This window comes from Nitratireductor sp. WH36-1, from assembly GCF_058725515.1.
Genome location: NZ_CM178970.1, coordinates 3,979,478 through 3,994,875 on the forward strand (window position 1 = coordinate 3,979,478; position 15,398 = coordinate 3,994,875).

General features: G+C 62.8%; 15 protein-coding genes and 1 other RNA gene. 7 read left to right on the forward strand and 9 right to left on the reverse strand.

The annotated features are described in order from the left end of the window. The first annotated feature begins 5 nt into the window (after positions 1-5). From AC4PTT_RS18965 to rpsU, 4 genes are all read left to right on the forward strand, one after another. Positions 6-1,676, forward strand: a complete 1,671-nt coding sequence (locus tag AC4PTT_RS18965) for a nitrite/sulfite reductase (RefSeq protein ID WP_492161871.1) — start codon at positions 6-8, stop codon at positions 1,674-1,676. Further along, complete coding sequence (locus AC4PTT_RS18970; RefSeq protein ID WP_492161872.1) at positions 1,651-2,418, forward strand: phosphoadenylyl-sulfate reductase; 768 nt, start codon at positions 1,651-1,653, stop codon at positions 2,416-2,418. Before AC4PTT_RS18965 ends, AC4PTT_RS18970 begins: the two co-directional genes overlap by 26 nt. Positions 2,419-2,427: 9 nt before the next feature. Next, positions 2,428-2,949 (forward strand): DUF934 domain-containing protein, encoded by a 522-nt coding sequence (locus tag AC4PTT_RS18975; protein ID WP_492161873.1) that lies wholly within the window; start codon positions 2,428-2,430, stop codon positions 2,947-2,949. A 295-nt stretch (positions 2,950-3,244) separates the two neighbouring features. Continuing rightward, positions 3,245-3,472, forward strand: a complete 228-nt coding sequence (rpsU, locus tag AC4PTT_RS18980; protein ID WP_113153869.1) for a 30S ribosomal protein S21 — start codon at positions 3,245-3,247, stop codon at positions 3,470-3,472. A 656-nt stretch (positions 3,473-4,128) separates the two neighbouring features. Here rpsU and AC4PTT_RS18985 read toward each other — a convergent pair. From AC4PTT_RS18985 to ffs, 7 genes are all read right to left on the reverse strand, one after another. Beyond that, positions 4,129-5,586 (reverse strand): aldehyde dehydrogenase family protein, encoded by a 1,458-nt coding sequence (locus AC4PTT_RS18985; RefSeq protein ID WP_492161874.1) that lies wholly within the window; start codon positions 5,584-5,586, stop codon positions 4,129-4,131. Positions 5,587-5,854: 268 nt separating this feature from the next. Beyond that, positions 5,855-6,253 carry a Kazal-type serine protease inhibitor domain-containing protein gene (locus AC4PTT_RS18990; protein WP_206544393.1) on the reverse strand — a complete coding sequence of 133 codons (399 nt, stop codon included), beginning with the start codon at positions 6,251-6,253 and terminating at the stop codon, positions 5,855-5,857. A gap of 138 nt (positions 6,254-6,391) precedes the next feature. Then, positions 6,392-7,621, reverse strand: coding sequence for a lytic murein transglycosylase (locus AC4PTT_RS18995; protein ID WP_206553439.1), 1,230 nt, complete (start codon positions 7,619-7,621; stop codon positions 6,392-6,394). A 336-nt stretch (positions 7,622-7,957) separates the two neighbouring features. Beyond that, the gene (gene recR / locus AC4PTT_RS19000) at positions 7,958-8,563 is read right to left on the reverse strand and encodes a recombination mediator RecR (RefSeq protein WP_113153865.1); all 606 of its coding nucleotides are present in this window, start codon (positions 8,561-8,563) and stop codon (positions 7,958-7,960) included. Positions 8,564-8,721: 158 nt separating this feature from the next. Then, positions 8,722-9,045, reverse strand: coding sequence for a YbaB/EbfC family nucleoid-associated protein (locus AC4PTT_RS19005; protein ID WP_113153864.1), 324 nt, complete (start codon positions 9,043-9,045; stop codon positions 8,722-8,724). Positions 9,046-9,062: 17 nt separating this feature from the next. Then, positions 9,063-10,943 (reverse strand): DNA polymerase III subunit gamma/tau, encoded by a 1,881-nt coding sequence (locus AC4PTT_RS19010; protein WP_492161875.1) that lies wholly within the window; start codon positions 10,941-10,943, stop codon positions 9,063-9,065. Between the two features lie 128 nt (positions 10,944-11,071). Continuing rightward, an RNA gene (ffs, locus tag AC4PTT_RS19015) (signal recognition particle sRNA small type) lies at positions 11,072-11,168 on the reverse strand. A gap of 219 nt (positions 11,169-11,387) precedes the next feature. Between ffs and AC4PTT_RS19020 the strand changes: the two genes are divergently transcribed. Beyond that, positions 11,388-11,807 carry an HIT family protein gene (locus AC4PTT_RS19020; protein WP_113153862.1) on the forward strand — a complete coding sequence of 140 codons (420 nt, stop codon included), beginning with the start codon at positions 11,388-11,390 and terminating at the stop codon, positions 11,805-11,807. A 30-nt stretch (positions 11,808-11,837) separates the two neighbouring features. After that, the gene (gene nudC, locus AC4PTT_RS19025) at positions 11,838-12,788 is read left to right on the forward strand and encodes an NAD(+) diphosphatase (protein ID WP_475085146.1); all 951 of its coding nucleotides are present in this window, start codon (positions 11,838-11,840) and stop codon (positions 12,786-12,788) included. Positions 12,789-12,813: 25 nt separating this feature from the next. Here the strand turns inward: nudC and AC4PTT_RS19030 are convergent, their stop codons facing one another. Next, complete coding sequence (locus AC4PTT_RS19030; RefSeq protein ID WP_206548763.1) at positions 12,814-13,683, reverse strand: prephenate dehydratase; 870 nt, start codon at positions 13,681-13,683, stop codon at positions 12,814-12,816. Between the two features lie 2 nt (positions 13,684-13,685). After that, positions 13,686-14,432, reverse strand: a complete 747-nt coding sequence (locus AC4PTT_RS19035; RefSeq protein WP_206553437.1) for a 3-deoxy-manno-octulosonate cytidylyltransferase — start codon at positions 14,430-14,432, stop codon at positions 13,686-13,688. Between the two features lie 197 nt (positions 14,433-14,629). Here AC4PTT_RS19035 and AC4PTT_RS19040 point away from each other — a divergent pair, with 197 nt between their 5' ends. Continuing rightward, the gene (locus AC4PTT_RS19040) at positions 14,630-15,346 is read left to right on the forward strand and encodes a c-type cytochrome (protein ID WP_492161876.1); all 717 of its coding nucleotides are present in this window, start codon (positions 14,630-14,632) and stop codon (positions 15,344-15,346) included. Positions 15,347-15,398: the final 52 nt, after the last annotated feature.

The following is a 15,398-nucleotide window of genomic DNA, read 5'->3' on the forward strand; positions in this document are numbered from 1 at the left end:
GTCCCATGTACCGTTACGACGAATTCGATCATGCCTTCGTGCAGGCCCGCGTTGCAGAGTTTCGCGACCAGGTGGAGCGCCGCCTTTCCGGCGAGCTGACGGAAGACCAGTTCAAGCCGTTAAGGCTTATGAACGGAGTCTATCTTCAGCTTCATGCCTACATGCTGCGCATCGCCATTCCCTATGGCTCGCTGACCGCGCGCCAGATGCGCAGGCTGGCCCATATCGCGCGCACCTATGACAAGGGCTACGGCCATTTCACCACGCGCCAGAACCTGCAGTTCCACTGGCCGAAGCTGACCGACATTCCGCGTGTGCTTGAAGAGCTGGCGGAGGTGGAAATGCACGCCATCCAGACCTCCGGCAACTGCATTCGCAATGTGACGGCAGACCATTTTGCAGGCGCCGCCGCAGACGAGGTGGCGGACCCGCGCCCCTATGCGGAGATCCTGCGGCAATGGTCGTCGCTCCATCCGGAGTTCTCCTATCTGCCGCGCAAGTTCAAGATTGCCGTTACGGGCGCAGAGCGCGACCGCGCCGCCATCGAGGTGCACGACATCGGCCTGCACCTGAAAAAGAACGAGGAAGGCGCGCTGGGCTTTGCCGTGTTCGTCGGCGGTGGCCTTGGCCGCACGCCCATGGTCGCCAAGAAGATCCGCGACTTCCTGCCAGAGCAGGACCTGCTCTCCTATGTGACGGCGATCCTGCGCGTCTACAATCTGAACGGACGCCGCGACAACAAGTACAAGGCGCGCATCAAGATTCTGGTCCACGAGACCGGCACCGGGGAACTGACAGCGCAGGTGGAAAAGGAATTCGCCGCGCTGAAGGAAAGCGAGCTGAAGCTCCCTGATGCAGACATTCGCGCCATCGAAACCTATTTCGCGCCCCCGAAGCTCAAACCCCGCCCGGAAGGCGACGCAGCAGTGAGCAAGGTGGTCAAGGCCGATCCCGGCTTTGCCGACTGGCTGCGCCGCAATGCGCACACGCACCGCAACCCCGACTATGCCTCCGTGACCGTGTCGCTCAAGGGCATTGGCGAGGTGCCGGGCGACGCCACCGATGTACAGATGGACGCCATTGCGGATCTGGCGGAGCGGTACGGCAATGACGAAATCCGCGTGAGCCATGAGCAGAACCTGATCCTGCCCCATGTGGCGCGCGCCGATCTTCCTGCGGTTCATGCGAGGCTTGTCGAGATCGGTCTTGCGACCTCCAATGCCGGTCTCATCACCGACATCATCGCCTGCCCCGGTCTCGATTACTGCGCGCTCGCCAATGCCCGCTCCATTCCGGTGGCGCAGGAGATTTCGCAGCGTTTCGCAACCCAGGCCCGGCAGGACGAGATCGGCGATCTGCAAATCAAGATTTCCGGCTGCATCAATGCCTGCGGCCATCACCATGTCGGCCATATCGGCATTCTGGGCGTCGAGAAGAAGGGCACGGAGCTCTATCAGGTGACGCTTGGCGGCTCCGCGCGCGAGGGTTCGACCATCGGCGAGATCATCGGGCGCGGCTTTGCGCCGGAGGAAATCACCGACGCGGTGGAAACCATTGTCGAGACCTATCTCGCAAAGCGCGAAAACCGCGACGAGACCTTCCTCGAAGCCTATCGCCGGCTCGGACCGGCACCGTTCAAGGAGGCGCTTTATGGCCACGAAGCCAAGGCAGCTTGACCGCGACTTTGCCGCCAGTGGCGACACGGGCGACCTCGCGGCTGCGCTGAACCTGCGCTACGGACACCTGCCCGCCGAGGAGATCATTGCCGTGGCAATCGATCTCTTCGCGGATGCGGGCGGCATTGCCGCCACATCCTCCTTCGGTGCCGATTCCGCAGCGCTGCTTCACCTGATCGCAGAGGCAGAACCTGGCCTGCCGATCACCTTCCTCGACACCGGCCAGCACTTTGGCGAAACGCTTGAATACCGCGATCAGCTCGCGGACGATCTGGGCCTGACCAATATCGAGATCATCAGGCCGCTTGAGGATGCTCTTGCCGCTGACGACCCCGATGGCATCCTGCACCAGAGTGACACCGACCGCTGCTGCGCGATCCGCAAGGTGGAGCCCCTGGCCCGCGCCATCGCGCCCTATCGCGCCTGGTTCACCGGCCGCAAGCGCGGTCAGGCGTCGACCCGCGCCGAAATGCCGGTGTTCGAGGCCGTTGGTCCGCGCATCCGCGTCAACCCGCTGGCGCGCTGGTCGACCGAAGATCAGGCCGCCTATATGCGCCGGCACGGACTGCGCCAGAACCCGCTGGTGGCGTTCGGCTATCTGTCGATCGGCTGCTTTCCCTGCACGAGCCCCGTGAAGCCCGGCGAAGACCCGCGTTCGGGCCGCTGGGCAGCTCAGCCCAAGACCGAATGCGGCATCCATCTGCCCGGCCTCGAAGACACGCTCTCGACGGCATCGGGATAGGAGTTTTTAATGAACACGACCGATATTCGCCTCTGGACCGCAGACGGCTTTCAGGACGACCGCTGGCAGAAGGCCGAAGACAGTTCGGCACTTGATGCCAGCGCGCATGTGATCCTGCCGCTTGCAGCCTTTCTCGATCTTGACGACGAGACACGCACAAAGGCGGCCGACCGCATCGGCGTTGAGCTTCAACCCGGCGATGCGCTGGATGCGCTCCTGCCGCATCTTGCGCGTCTGCCGCTGGTGGCGCTCGCCTTTCCCGCTTTCAATGACGGGCGCAGCTATTCCAAGGCCGAACTCCTGCGCACGCGCCATGGCTATCGCGGTGAAATCCGCGCCACGGGCGATGTGTTGATTGATCAGGTCGCGCATATGCTTCGGGTCGGCTTCTCCAGCCTCGAAATCGCCAATCCGCGCACGCTGGAGCAGCTCCAGTCCGGCCGGGAAGCGGGCATTCCGCTTTACTACCAGCCGGCGGCGAAAGCGGCCGCAGCACCCGGCTCCTATGCATGGCGGCGGGTTTCGGCCTGAATCACCCGGAATCAGGGCTGCAAATCACGGTTATCGCGCTGTTTTGCGGGATTTCGGCTCGCTTTTCAGGGGATTATCCCTATATTAAGACCTCAGGGGTGCATTCGGCAGAACTTCTGTTATGGTGCGCCCCATCTTGAGTCGCCCCTTTGATGGGCGCTTTTGCATCTCTGCGCCGGCTGATGCCAGGCTCCCGCACCGATGTGGAATAAGATTGAACGTGAGTTGCCCTTCGCGCTTTCGAGCGCCCTGGCCAGGCTCAATCACTGAAACGCCAACTGAAGAAGGAAGTCCATTGCAGGTTATCGTTCGCGACAACAATGTCGATCAGGCCCTCAAAGTGCTCAAGAAAAAGCTCCAGCGCGAGGGTGTTTTCCGGGAAATGAAAGCCCGTCGTTCTTATGAAAAGCCGTCGGAGAAGCGCGCACGCCAGCGTGCCGAAGCTGTCCGCCGCGCTCGCAAGCTGGCCCGCAAGCAGGCTCAGCGCGAAGGCCTTCTGCCGAAGAAGCGCCGCGCAGCCTAAGGGCTGATGCCAGGCAAGCCTGGTTTTTGTGAATTTACGAGACAGGGACGGTGCGGCTTTGGCCCCGTCCCTGTTTTGTTTTTTGGATTATGGGATTGCCCTGCGACCACCCGGATGCATTGCAATCGGTCCAAGCCATTGATGGCGCATCGAAATAATCGGATTACACGTTTCGTCCCGATGCCCGGGCCGGCGGTTCAGCCTGCGCGGCTTTCGGCTTCGTCCAGCTTTCCCAAAAGATCCTGAAATTCGTCCGGAATTTCCGAATCCAGCGAAAAATGCGGCAATTTGTTCAGAAACCGCGTGTTTTCGGGCTGCCCAAGACGCTGTCTGACACTGCGCGCAGTGTCAGCGCGATATGCGTCGCTCCGGCGCTCCTGTCGTTTGTCCTGTTGCGTCATTGTCCTTGCTCGATGTTGCAAATCGCACTCGTGAGATAAAATCCCGAGTTGTGGATTTGTTCCGAGAAATGAGGCGCTTCAGCCACATTCAGGCAACAGGGTAAACTTTTCCTAAAATTGTAAATATCGCCCGAAACACCGGGAATCCGGCATCTTTGGGACGTGACAGCATGATGGATAAAGCGATACGGACGCCGCGCCGGGGATGCCGCCACCAAAGATGGCGACATCGGTATTCTGTCAGCGTCCTGGCGATCAGGGCTGCGTGTAGGCGGTCTTCACCGTGGTGTAGAACTCGACAGCGTAACGCCCCTGCTCACGCGAGCCGAAGCTCGAGCCCTTGGTGCCGCCGAACGGCGCATTGTAGTCGACGCCGGCGGTCGGCAGATTGACCATGACCATGCCGGCCTGGGACTTCTGCTTGAAGTCGCTCGCATATTTCAGCGAGGTCGTGCAGATGCCCGAGGAAAGGCCGAAGCTGGTGTCATTGGCGACATGCAGCGCTTCCTCGTAATCCTTCACGCGGACGACGCTGGCGACCGGGCCGAAGACCTCTTCACGGTTGATGCGCATATCGTTGCGGGTTTCGGTGAAGAGCGCCGGCGCCATGTAGAAGCCGGGCTTGTCGAGCGTCAGGCGCTCGCCGCCAAAGGCAAGCCTGCCGCCTTCCTGGCCGGCGATCTCCACATAGGAAAGATCCTGCTCAAGCTGCTTCTCATCGACCACCGGCCCCATCTGGGTCCTGGGGTCGAGCGCATCACCAACCACAAGCGCCTTGAGCTTGTCGGTGAGCGCGGAGACGAACCGGTCGTGAATGCCATCGGCCACGACAAGGCGGCTGGAAGCGGTACAGCGCTGGCCGGTGGAGAAGAACGCGCCGTTGAGCGCGGCCGCGACCGCCACATCCAGATCGGCATCGTCGAGAACCACCAGCGGGTTCTTGCCGCCCATTTCGAGCTGCACCTTCTTGAGATGCTGTCCGCAGGCAGCGGCGATGCCACGGCCGGTGGGCACGGAGCCGGTGAAGGAGATGGCGCGAACCTTGGGGTTCTCGATCATGCGCGGGCCAAGCTCGGAACCGCGACCGGCAACCATGTTGAACACGCCTTCCGGCAGACCGGCGCGGGACAGGATCTCCGCCAGCGCCCATGCCGAACCCGGCACCAGCTCGGCCGGCTTGAGCACGATCGTGTTGCCATAGGCAAGCGCGGGCGCGATCTTCCAGGCGGGAATGGCGATGGGGAAGTTCCACGGGGTGATGAGACCGATCACGCCCATCGGCTCGCGGCGCATGTCCACCTCAACGCCCGGACGGATGGAATCGAGGCGTTCACCCGGCAGTCGAAGGGCTTCGCCGGCAAAGAACTTGAACACCTGACCGGCGCGCACAACCTCGCCAACGCCTTCCGGCAGGATCTTGCCTTCCTCACGCGAAAGCAGGTGGCCGAGCTCGTCCTTGCGGGCGATGATCTCATTGCCGACAGCGTCGAGAATGTCGAAGCGCTGCTGCGGCGTGGAACGCCCCCAGCCTGGCGCGGCATCATGTGCGGCATCGATGGCGCGGTCGAGATCCGCAGCGCCGGAGCGCGCCGCCAGGCCCACCACATCGCGCGTGTCCGACGGATTGATGTTCTCGACCTGGCTGTCGCCGTCAATCCATTCGCCGGCAATGTAGTTTTTGAAATCCATGCTGCCCGTTTCGGTTAGCGCCATTGGTGGAATACCCCCGCTTATCTCAGTTTGGTTGGCCCGGAGCCTAACCCAGGCGGGGCAGGCCAGTCATGCGATGCTTCGTTATGCCAGCCTGCCATTTGCGCATGAAACCTGAGCGGAAATGCCGGAAGCACCGAATGCGGTCCAAGGCCCGCACAAAAGAAAACGCGGGTGAAGCTGCCCGCCTCACCCGCGCCTGCATTTTCAGTGCTGTTTTGAGTGCCGGCAGCCCCTCTGGAAAGGCGGCGCAGCTGAACTTCCCGTCAGATCAGCACTGGCCGGGGCGAACGATCCGGTAGCCGGCGGCCTGTGCCGAGCAGGCATTGCCGAAGGTGCGACGCTGGCCGTTCTTGCGTGCGCATACCGGGCGGTATTCGCGGGTGCAGATCTGCGGACGCTCGGGCCGGTTGGACTGTGCCCGGCATTCGCCCGGCCGAACGATGCGATAGCCGGCGGCGCGCGCCGTGCAGGCATTGGCAAAGGTGCGCTGACGATCACCCCGCCGCGCACAGACCGGCTGGAATTCCATCGTGCAGACCTGCGGGCGATCCGGACGCGGTGGACGCGGACGGTTCGGCCCCTCTTCAACAACCACCGTACAGCTCGCCAGAATGACGGCTGCGCCCGCAAGCGCGCCGACACGGGACAGAATTTTTGCAACAGACACCGCGAGACCCTCTCTCTTTCAAATATTGACGCCGGCTCCCGGCGCAATCCCCGTGCGCAGATTAGACGATTTTGAAGAAGTCACCAGTGTATCGAGAGGTGCTATGCTTCCGGCCCGCAGCCGAAGACGGTTCTACTGCTATTGCAGGCGGCGCACGGTCTGGCTTTCCGGGAAACAGGTCGGAGAGACCCCGTTTTTCTGCTGCCACTCGCCGATGGAGCGGCGCGTCTTGAAGCCGACCAGACCATCGGCCCCGCCGACATCGTAGCCAAGCCTTTCAAGCCCGCGCTGCATGCCCGCCACATCGCTGCGATTGAAGCCGCCGACACGGCCCCACGAGGTGGCGAATTCATTGTTGCCATACATGATGCGGTCGCCCGCATGGCCCACGAAAAGCGCGTAGAGGTCGCTCTCGTTGTAGTCCTTGAGGCGGTAGAAATTGGGCGTGACGATGAAGGCCGGACCAAAGCGGCCGGCAGGCATCATCAGATAGCCCTCGCCGCGCAGCTCATGCTCGGGAAACGCCTTGCCACCAACCCGGCGGATGCCGAGCGCCTGCCAGTCTGCAATGCTCTTGCCGCGATCCGGGCCCTCGAGCGCGCAGGAAACGCCCTGCGGAACGGTCACTTCAAAGCCCCAGTCGCGCCCGCGCACCCAGCCATGCTGCGCCAGGTAATTGGCGATGGAGGCAAGCGTGTCGGCCTGCGAATTCCAGATGTCGGCGCTGCCATTGCCATCGCCATCGACGGCATATTTCAGGTAGGAGGTGGGCATGAACTGCGGCTGGCCCATGGCGCCGGCCCAGGATGAGCGCATGGCGCGGGGCGAGACGCCGCGACGCTCCACCATTTCGAGCGCTGCCAGAACCTCTTCACGGAACATCGCCTTGCGGGTGGCGAGAAAGGCCTTGGTGCCGAGAACCTCGAACGCGTCATAGGGAATTTTTGCCCCGCCAAAACCGGATTCCCGCCCCCAGACGGCGAGCACGACGCCGCGCGGAACACCATAGCGCTTTTCGATGGCCGACAGCACGCCATTGAGCTTTCCAGCCCGCGCGCGCCCGCCGGAGACGACGCCCCCGATATGCTTGAAATAGGCCGATGGCGCACGGAACTCCGCCTGATGCTGCCTGTCGCTGCGCGGTTTGCTCTCGCCCGGCAGAACGAGGTCCGGCAGTTTCAGATTGGGCGACACATTTGCGAAGGCGGCGTTGAAAGTGGTGGCCGAAATGCCCCGGCGCTGCGCCTCCGGCCACAGATCGCTGGCGAGCCAGTTGCGGAACTGCGCCTCAACGGACTGCGCCGCAGCCGCGCCCGCGGCAAGCGAAACGCTCAGAATGACAAGAAGGCGGATCATGCGCTGGAACATCAAGGCGTCTCTCCCGTCGCCGCAATGGGCGTTTGATCGTCTGATAGCATGGTAGCGGCACAACCGCCGCGCTGGCTAGATCGCGTCCACTTCTCGTTGAATCGTGCAAACGCTCTCATTCATTGGTCTTGTGCAATTCCGGGCGCCGACTTCGAGGCCCCCTTCTGCCCGCACGCAGAGAGAAGGTGAGGATGAGGGCAAGCGCAAAGTTCTGCGAACCCACAATGCGGCTAGATTTTCACGCACGGCGTCAGCCCCTCATCCCCCCTGCCGGGACCTTCTCCCCGCTCGCGGGGAGAAGGAAGCCGTCATCCGGCCAGAGCGCTTCCGCTTTTCCTAGAAACTGGTACGCGATTTGAGCGCCGCCGACAGCGTTCCCTCGTCCAGATAGTCGAGTTCGCCACCCACCGGCACGCCGTGCGCAAGGCGCGTGACCTTGATTTCCATCCCGGCCACCTGATCGGTGATGTAATGGGCGGTGGTCTGCCCCTCGACCGTCGCATTGACGGCAAGGATGAGCTCGGACACCCCGCCTTCGGAAACCCGGCTGACGAGCCCCGCAATATTGAGATCGCCCGGCCCGACGCCATCAAGCGGCGACAGCGTGCCGCCAAGCACGTGATAGCGTGCGCTCATCGCGCCGGCGCGCTCAAGCGCCCAGAGATCCGACACATCCTCGACAACGATGATGGTGCTGCCATCGCGGCGCGGATCGGTGCAGATGGTGCAGGGATCGTGCGTATCGACATTGCCGCAGGTGGAGCAGATGCGGACTTTGTCCAGCGCATCCGACATGGCGGCAGTGAGCGGCGCGAAGAGCTGATCCTTTTTCTTGATCAGATGCAGCGCCGCACGCCGGGCCGAGCGCGGCCCGAGCCCCGGCACACGCGCCAGAAGCTGGATAAGACGCTCGATTTCAGGCCCGGCGATGGATTTTGACATGCAAGGATACCATTGAGGGGCTGATCCGATTGCGGATCAACGCCCGTTCTCCTGTCCTGGAGCGCCGTGCGTCCATTCGGACGCACAAAGGACGCTCCAACCTATTGAATCCACGCATCGTGCTTTCCGAAAATCAATCCCGATTTTCGGGGCGATGCCTAGAAAGGCAGCTTCATGCCCGGAGGAATGGGCAGGCCAGCCGTCATTTCCTGGGTCTTTTCCTGCATGGTGGCTTCGAGCTTGGTCTTCGCATCGTTGTGCGCCGCCAGAATCAGGTCCTCGAGGATCTCCACATCGTCTTCCTTGAAGAGCGACGGGTCGATCTTGAGCGCCTTCATCTCGGACTTGCCGCTAAGCGTTACCGTGACGGAGCCGCCGGCAGCCTGGCCCTGGACTTCCATCTGGGCCATTTCTTCCTGCATGGCCTGAAACTTGGCCTGCATCTCCTTGGCCTTGCCCATAAGGCCCATCAGATCGCGCATTTTGGTCTCCAATTCATTCAGAAATCGTCGTCGTCATCATCATCCAGATCGACCGCCTCGACGGGACCGGATGCATCGTCGATCGCATCCGGGTCGGTCGCGTCGGGGATGCGGATATCGATGATCTTAGAGCCGGGAAACTTGTCCAGTATGGCTGCGACGGCGGGGTCCGCCTTCGCGTCGGCCATGGCGCTTTCGCGCCGCCCCTCTTCCACCTCGGAAAGCGTGGGGCCGCCGGCCTCGCTGGAAAGCATGACGATCCAGCGCCGCCCGGTCCACTCCTTGAGCCGGTTGGTCAGGTCGCCCATCAGCGTTTTGGGCGCATCGGCGGCGAGATTGACCTCAAGCCGGCCGGGCTCGATCGAGACGAGGCGCACATAGCTCTTGAAGCGAACCTTGAACGCCATGTCGCGATTGGCGTCGGCAAGCTTTGCGATGTCTTCAAGCGAGCGCAGCGGCACGGCGTCCGCCTCGGCCTCTTCATGCACGGCCTGCTGCTGCATGGGCGCAGGCGCGCTTTCGGGCGCGGACTGGACGAGGCGCATGGTCTGGCCGCCGCCACCGCCACCGCCAGACACGGAAACATGCTGCGTGGCGACCGCCGAACCCATTGCGCCGCCGCCGCCAGCGCCCCCACCAGCGCCCCCACCAGCACCATTGCCCGAAGGCGCAGGCGCGCCATGGCCGGAGGGCTGGCCCTGACCATTGCCGGCAGGCATGTCGTCGAGCCGCTTCATTGCCTCATCGAGCGTCGGCAGATTGGCTGCATGGGCGATGCGGATCAGCACCATCTCGCCGGCGGCCACTGGCCGGCCGGAAGACTGCACTTCCTGAATGCCCTTGAGCAGCATCTGCCAGGCGCGCGAGAGAACACGCACGGAAAGCGTTTTGGAAAATTCGAGGCCGCGGGCGCGCTCGTCTTCCGACAATGAGGCGTCTTCAGCCGCCTCGGGCACGAAGCGCAGCCGCGTGACCAGATGATTGAATTCGGCGAGATCGTTCAGCACGGTCGCCGGGTCTGCGCCGACATCGTATTGCGCGCGGAACTCGGCCAGCGCGGCGGCGACATCGCCCTTCATCAGGTTTTCGAACAGGCCGATGATGCGGCTGCGATCCGCCAGTCCCAGCATGTCACGCACGGTTTCCGCCGTGACCTGGCCGGAGGAATGGGCAATCGCCTGATCGAAGATCGACTGGGCGTCACGCATCGAGCCTTCGGACGCGCGCGCGATCATCGCCAGCGCCTCGTCTTCCGCCTCCACGCCCTCCAGCCCGCCGATGCGGGCGAGGTCTGCCTTGATCATGGCTGCATCGATGCGGCGCAGATCAAAGCGCTGGCAGCGCGACAGGATGGTGATCGGAACCTTGCGGATTTCCGTCGTCGCGAAGATGAACTTCACATGCGGCGGCGGCTCTTCAAGCGTCTTCAACAGGCCGTTGAAGGCCTGATTGGAGAGCATGTGGACCTCATCGATGATGAAGACCTTGTAGCGCGCGGAGACCGGCGCGTAGCGCACCTGATCGATGATGTCGCGAATATCGTCGATGCCGGTGTGCGAGGCCGCGTCCATCTCCACCACGTCGACGTGGCGGCCTTCGAGAATGGCGCGGCAATGCTCGCCCTCAACGGTCAGATCGACCGTTGGCGCATCGATGGTGTCTGTCTTGTAGTTGAGCGCACGCGCCAGAATGCGCGCCGTCGTGGTCTTGCCCACACCGCGCACGCCGGTCAGCATCCACGCCTGCGCGATGCGCCCCGCGCCAAATGCATTGGTGAGCGTGCGGACCATCGGCTCCTGGCCGATCAGTCCCGTGAAATCGCTTGGACGGTACTTGCGGGCCAGAACCCTGTAGGCGCTGCCGGCCTTGTCGCTTGCGTTCGTGCCGGCGTCGGTCATTGCCCTGTCGCGCTCCGTGTTTTGCCCTGACGCTTCCAGTGTCCCCTTGGACGAGGTTGTGCGTCAATGGACAATCTGGACGGCAAGGCTGGATTCCGGTGAATGCGGCTTAGAAAAGCAAGAAGAAGGTGGGAGGCTGGCACGGCGACCCGTGCCTGGCTCGTTAGGGCTGCTTCCTTCCGGACCTGACCCGGTTGGCGAGTGGCTCGTCCACCACCAACCTCCCGGCCCCCATATCGGAAATTGTGAAGCCAAATGCAAGGGAGGAGTTTCGCTTTCCTGTCGATGACCGGCCGATTGCCTGCAACCGCCGCGCCCGCATCCGGGCCGGCCTACGGGTTAACCGAAACGGCGAACTGCCTGATATGCGCAATTATGCGGTATGAGGTGATTTCGCCCGGCCACAAAATAATCTAGCCTTGATTGTCATCATGAGGAAAAGCGATGCTGCCGGACGCCAAGCAGGGTTTCGAGCTCAATCCACGGCTGGAGGCTGAAAGCCTTCACGTTACATGGCTCGGCCTTTGCGAGCTGCGCCTTTGCGACGACCGTCGCTGGCCCTGGCTCATGCTGATTCCGCAGCGCCCCGGCGCGGAAGAGATTCACGAGCTGACCCCGCTCGATCAGGCCATGGTGAGCTTCGAGACCAATCTCGTCGCCCAGGCGCTCAAGGACATGACGGGCTGCACCAAGATCAACACCGCCGCCCTCGGCAATGTCGTCCGGCAACTGCACATCCATGTGGTTGCCCGCAATGAAGGCGACCCCGGCTGGCCCGGCCCCATCTGGGGCCATGGTGTGCGTGAGCCCTATCGCCGCGAAGACCTGCATCAGCTCGCCGAAACGATTCGCGGCAAACTCTGACCTTTTCCTGAAAACGGACTTCCCTCTTCCATGACCTTCCCATTTTTCGACGAACGGCGCGACGAAGCCAGCCAGCGCGTCGCCTTTTCCGGAAACAGCATCGACCGGCAATCCGAGGCGCGCACCGACGATGATGCGCTGAAGGCGCTCAGGGACGAACGGGCGCGAGTGATGCTTTTCGGCGAGGGACGGCTTTTCCTGCGGGTCGCGGGGGAAGACGCATTCGACCCTTATCTATCGCCGGCGGATCGTGCGGCCTGCGCACCCGATCTGGAGCGCGCGGTGCTTCTGGGGCATCAGGAAAGCGTGCCGGTTCTGGCCGTGCCAGCGACGGCGGACCCCGAGACATTGCCCGACCACCTCAAGGCCATCGACTATCGCTCGATTTACATGCAGGGACTGCTGGACGCCGATGCGCTCGGCGCTATGGCGCAGGGCGCATCGCTTTTGGCGTGGCACGCCAATCATCGTTTTTGCGGGCGCTGCGGCAGCGAGAGCGAAATGCGCGACGGCGGCTACAAGCGGCACTGCCCGGCCTGCGGACGCGACCACTTTCCGCGCACCGACCCGGTGGTGATCATGCTGGCGGTCCGCGGCGAGCGCTGCCTCATGGGCCGCAGCCCCCATTTCGCTCCGGGGGTCGTGTCGTGCCTTGCCGGCTTCGTGGAGCCGGGCGAGACCATAGAAGCCGCAGTGCGCCGCGAAACACGCGAAGAATCAAACATCGAAGTCGGCACGGTCGCCTATCATGCGAGCCAGCCCTGGCCGTTTCCCTATTCGCTGATGATCGGCTGCTACGGCGAGGCCATGAGCGAGGAGATCGCCATGGACGAGAACGAGCTGGAGGAATGCCGCTGGTTTTCGCGCGCCGAAGTGCGCCAGATGCTCGAAGGCGCGCATCCCGGGGGCTACCGTGTGCCCCCGAAAGGCGCCATCGCCAACACGCTCATCCGCGACTGGGCGCTTGCGACGGGGAGCTAGAGCGCTTCCGCTTTTCCTGGAATTGCTAGTCCTCGTCTTCGCTCTGCATGGCGCGGAACGGGTGCCCTTCATAGACGCCCAGAATGCGCACTTCGCGTGAGAAGAAGCCAAGCTCTTCCAGCGCCAGCGCCACATTGCGGTCGTCCGGATGGCCCTGAACGTCTGCGTAAAACAGCGTCGAGAAGAACTTGCCGCCGAGCTGATAGCTCTCCAGCTTGGTCATGTTGACGCCATTGGTGGCGAAACCGCCCATCGCCTTGTAGAGCGCTGCTGGCACGTTGCGCACGCGGAACACAAACGTGGTGACCATGGTCTGGTCGGGCGAGGAACGCGCGGCCCATTTCTGCTCCTTGGAGAGCACGACGAAACGGGTGACGTTGTTGTCCGTGTCCTCGACATTCTCCATGGCGATGTCGAGACCGTAGAGATCGGCCGCCAGAAGCGGTGCGAGCGCAGCGTTGGAACGCTCGCCCATCTCGGCCACAAGGCGCGCGGCGCCCGCCGTATCGCCGGCAACCATGCCCTTCCAGCGCTTCTGGCGAATGATCTCGCGGCACTGCCCCAGCGCGTGGATATGGCTGTAGACCGTCTTGATCTCCTCCGTTTTCACGCCCGGAAGAACCATGAGCTGAAAATGGATCGGCAGGAAATATTCGCCGACAATGTGCAGCTTGGAGCGCGGCAGGAGGTGGTGAATATCGGCAACGCGGCCGGCAATCGTGTTCTCGATCGGGATCATCGCCAGATCGGCAGCGCCCGTTTCGACCGCGTTGAAGCAGTCCTCGAATGTGGGACAGGGCAGCGGCTCCATGTCCGGAAACATGTTGCGGCAGGCCGTGTCTGAATTTGCACCGGGTTCGCCCTGGAAGGCGATCTTGTTGGTCTTGGCTGCCATCTTCACATGTCCGTTTCTGCTAAAAGTCTGGTCCTGGCTTTTTCCAGGTCTTCGGGCGTGTCCACGCCCAGCGGCACCGAGGCCACGATCTGCGCATCGATGCGCATGCCGGCCTCAAGTGCGCGCAACTGCTCAAGGCGTTCGCGCCGCTCCAGCACCGAAGGCGGAAGCGAAACGAAGCGCTCGAGTGCGGCGCGACGATACGCATAAATGCCCACATGATGGTAGAGCGGCCCTTCGCCCCATGGCGCGGTGGCGCGCGTAAAATAGAGTGCGCGAAGCCGGCTGGCGTCTGCCGGGAGCGGCGCGCCAACGATCTTCACAACATTCGGATTGGTCTTTTCCGCCTCATCGGTGATCTCGACGCCAAGCGTCGCGATGTCGATCCCGGGATCATCCAGCGGACCGGCAACAGCGCGGATATCTTCCGGCGCGATGGTCGGCAGATCACCCTGCAGGTTGATGACGCGTTCGCACGTGCCCTGCGGATCGAGCTTGCCCAGCGCCTCAAAAATGCGGTCAGAGCCGGATTCATGGTCGGAACGGGTCATCACCGCCTCGAAACCGGCCTTCTCCACCGCATCGGCCACTTCCTGCGTGTCGGTGGCGACCGCCACCCGGCCAATGCCGCTTTCACGCGCCCGTTCGGCCACGTGCACGATCATCGGACGCCCCGCAATATCGGCCAGAGGCTTGCCCGGAAGACGGGTAGACGCCATGCGCGCGGGGATTATGATGAGGCTGGACATTGGGGCGCGAACTCTTTTGAAATGATAAAGTGGCAAAAAGTCTCACAGGGAAGTGCCTTATATGTGTTGCATGCGCGGAGCAAAAGCCCTAGTTTCCGCGCGATTTTACCGGCATCGGTCGAACGCGGGGGACACCGGCGCGGAAGTTTGGATCTTCACGCCGCCGCGAGCGTCCGGAATAGGGAGCCTCAGGGCGTATGAACTCTTTCGAACTCAACAAAATCCTCGGCGCGCTGCTTGCCGCCGTTTTCGTGGTCTTCTCGGTCAGCCTTCTCTCGGATGCGATCTTCGCTTCGCCGCCGCCTGCCACACCGGGCTACGCGATCGAGGTTGCTGAGGACGACGGATCGGGCGCGCCTGCAGAACCGGCAGCACCGGAATCCATCGCGCCGCTGCTCGCCTCTGCCGATGTCGCCAAGGGCGAGAACATCTTCAAGCGCTGCCAGGCCTGTCACACCGTTGATGACGGTGGCGCCAACAAGGTCGGCCCGAACCTCTGGGAAATCGTTGACCGCCCGATCGCCAGCCACGAAGGCTTTGGCTACTCGGCGGCCATGGAAGAATTCTCTCAGGGCGGCACCGTGACCTGGACCTACGAGAATCTTGACCACTTCCTGACCAACCCGAAGGGTTTCGTCTCCGGCACGGCGATGGCTTTCGCCGGTCTGAAGAAGATCGAGGACCGCGCCAACCTGATCGCCTATCTGCGTGAGAACGCTGCGACCCCGGTTGCCCTGCCCGATCCGGAGCCCGAGGACGAGGCTTCTTTCGAAGAGCCGCTTTCGCCGGATGAGCGCACGGACCTGACCGTGGAAGACGAAGATGCTTCGCTTCCCGCAGGCGTCAGCGACGACCCGGCCACGGGCGAGGAAGCTTCGGCCGACGAGACCGAAGGCGAAGCAACCGCCAACTAACGAAAATTTAATTTCGTGGAACTTGAAAAAGCCGGTTTCGACCGGCTTTTTT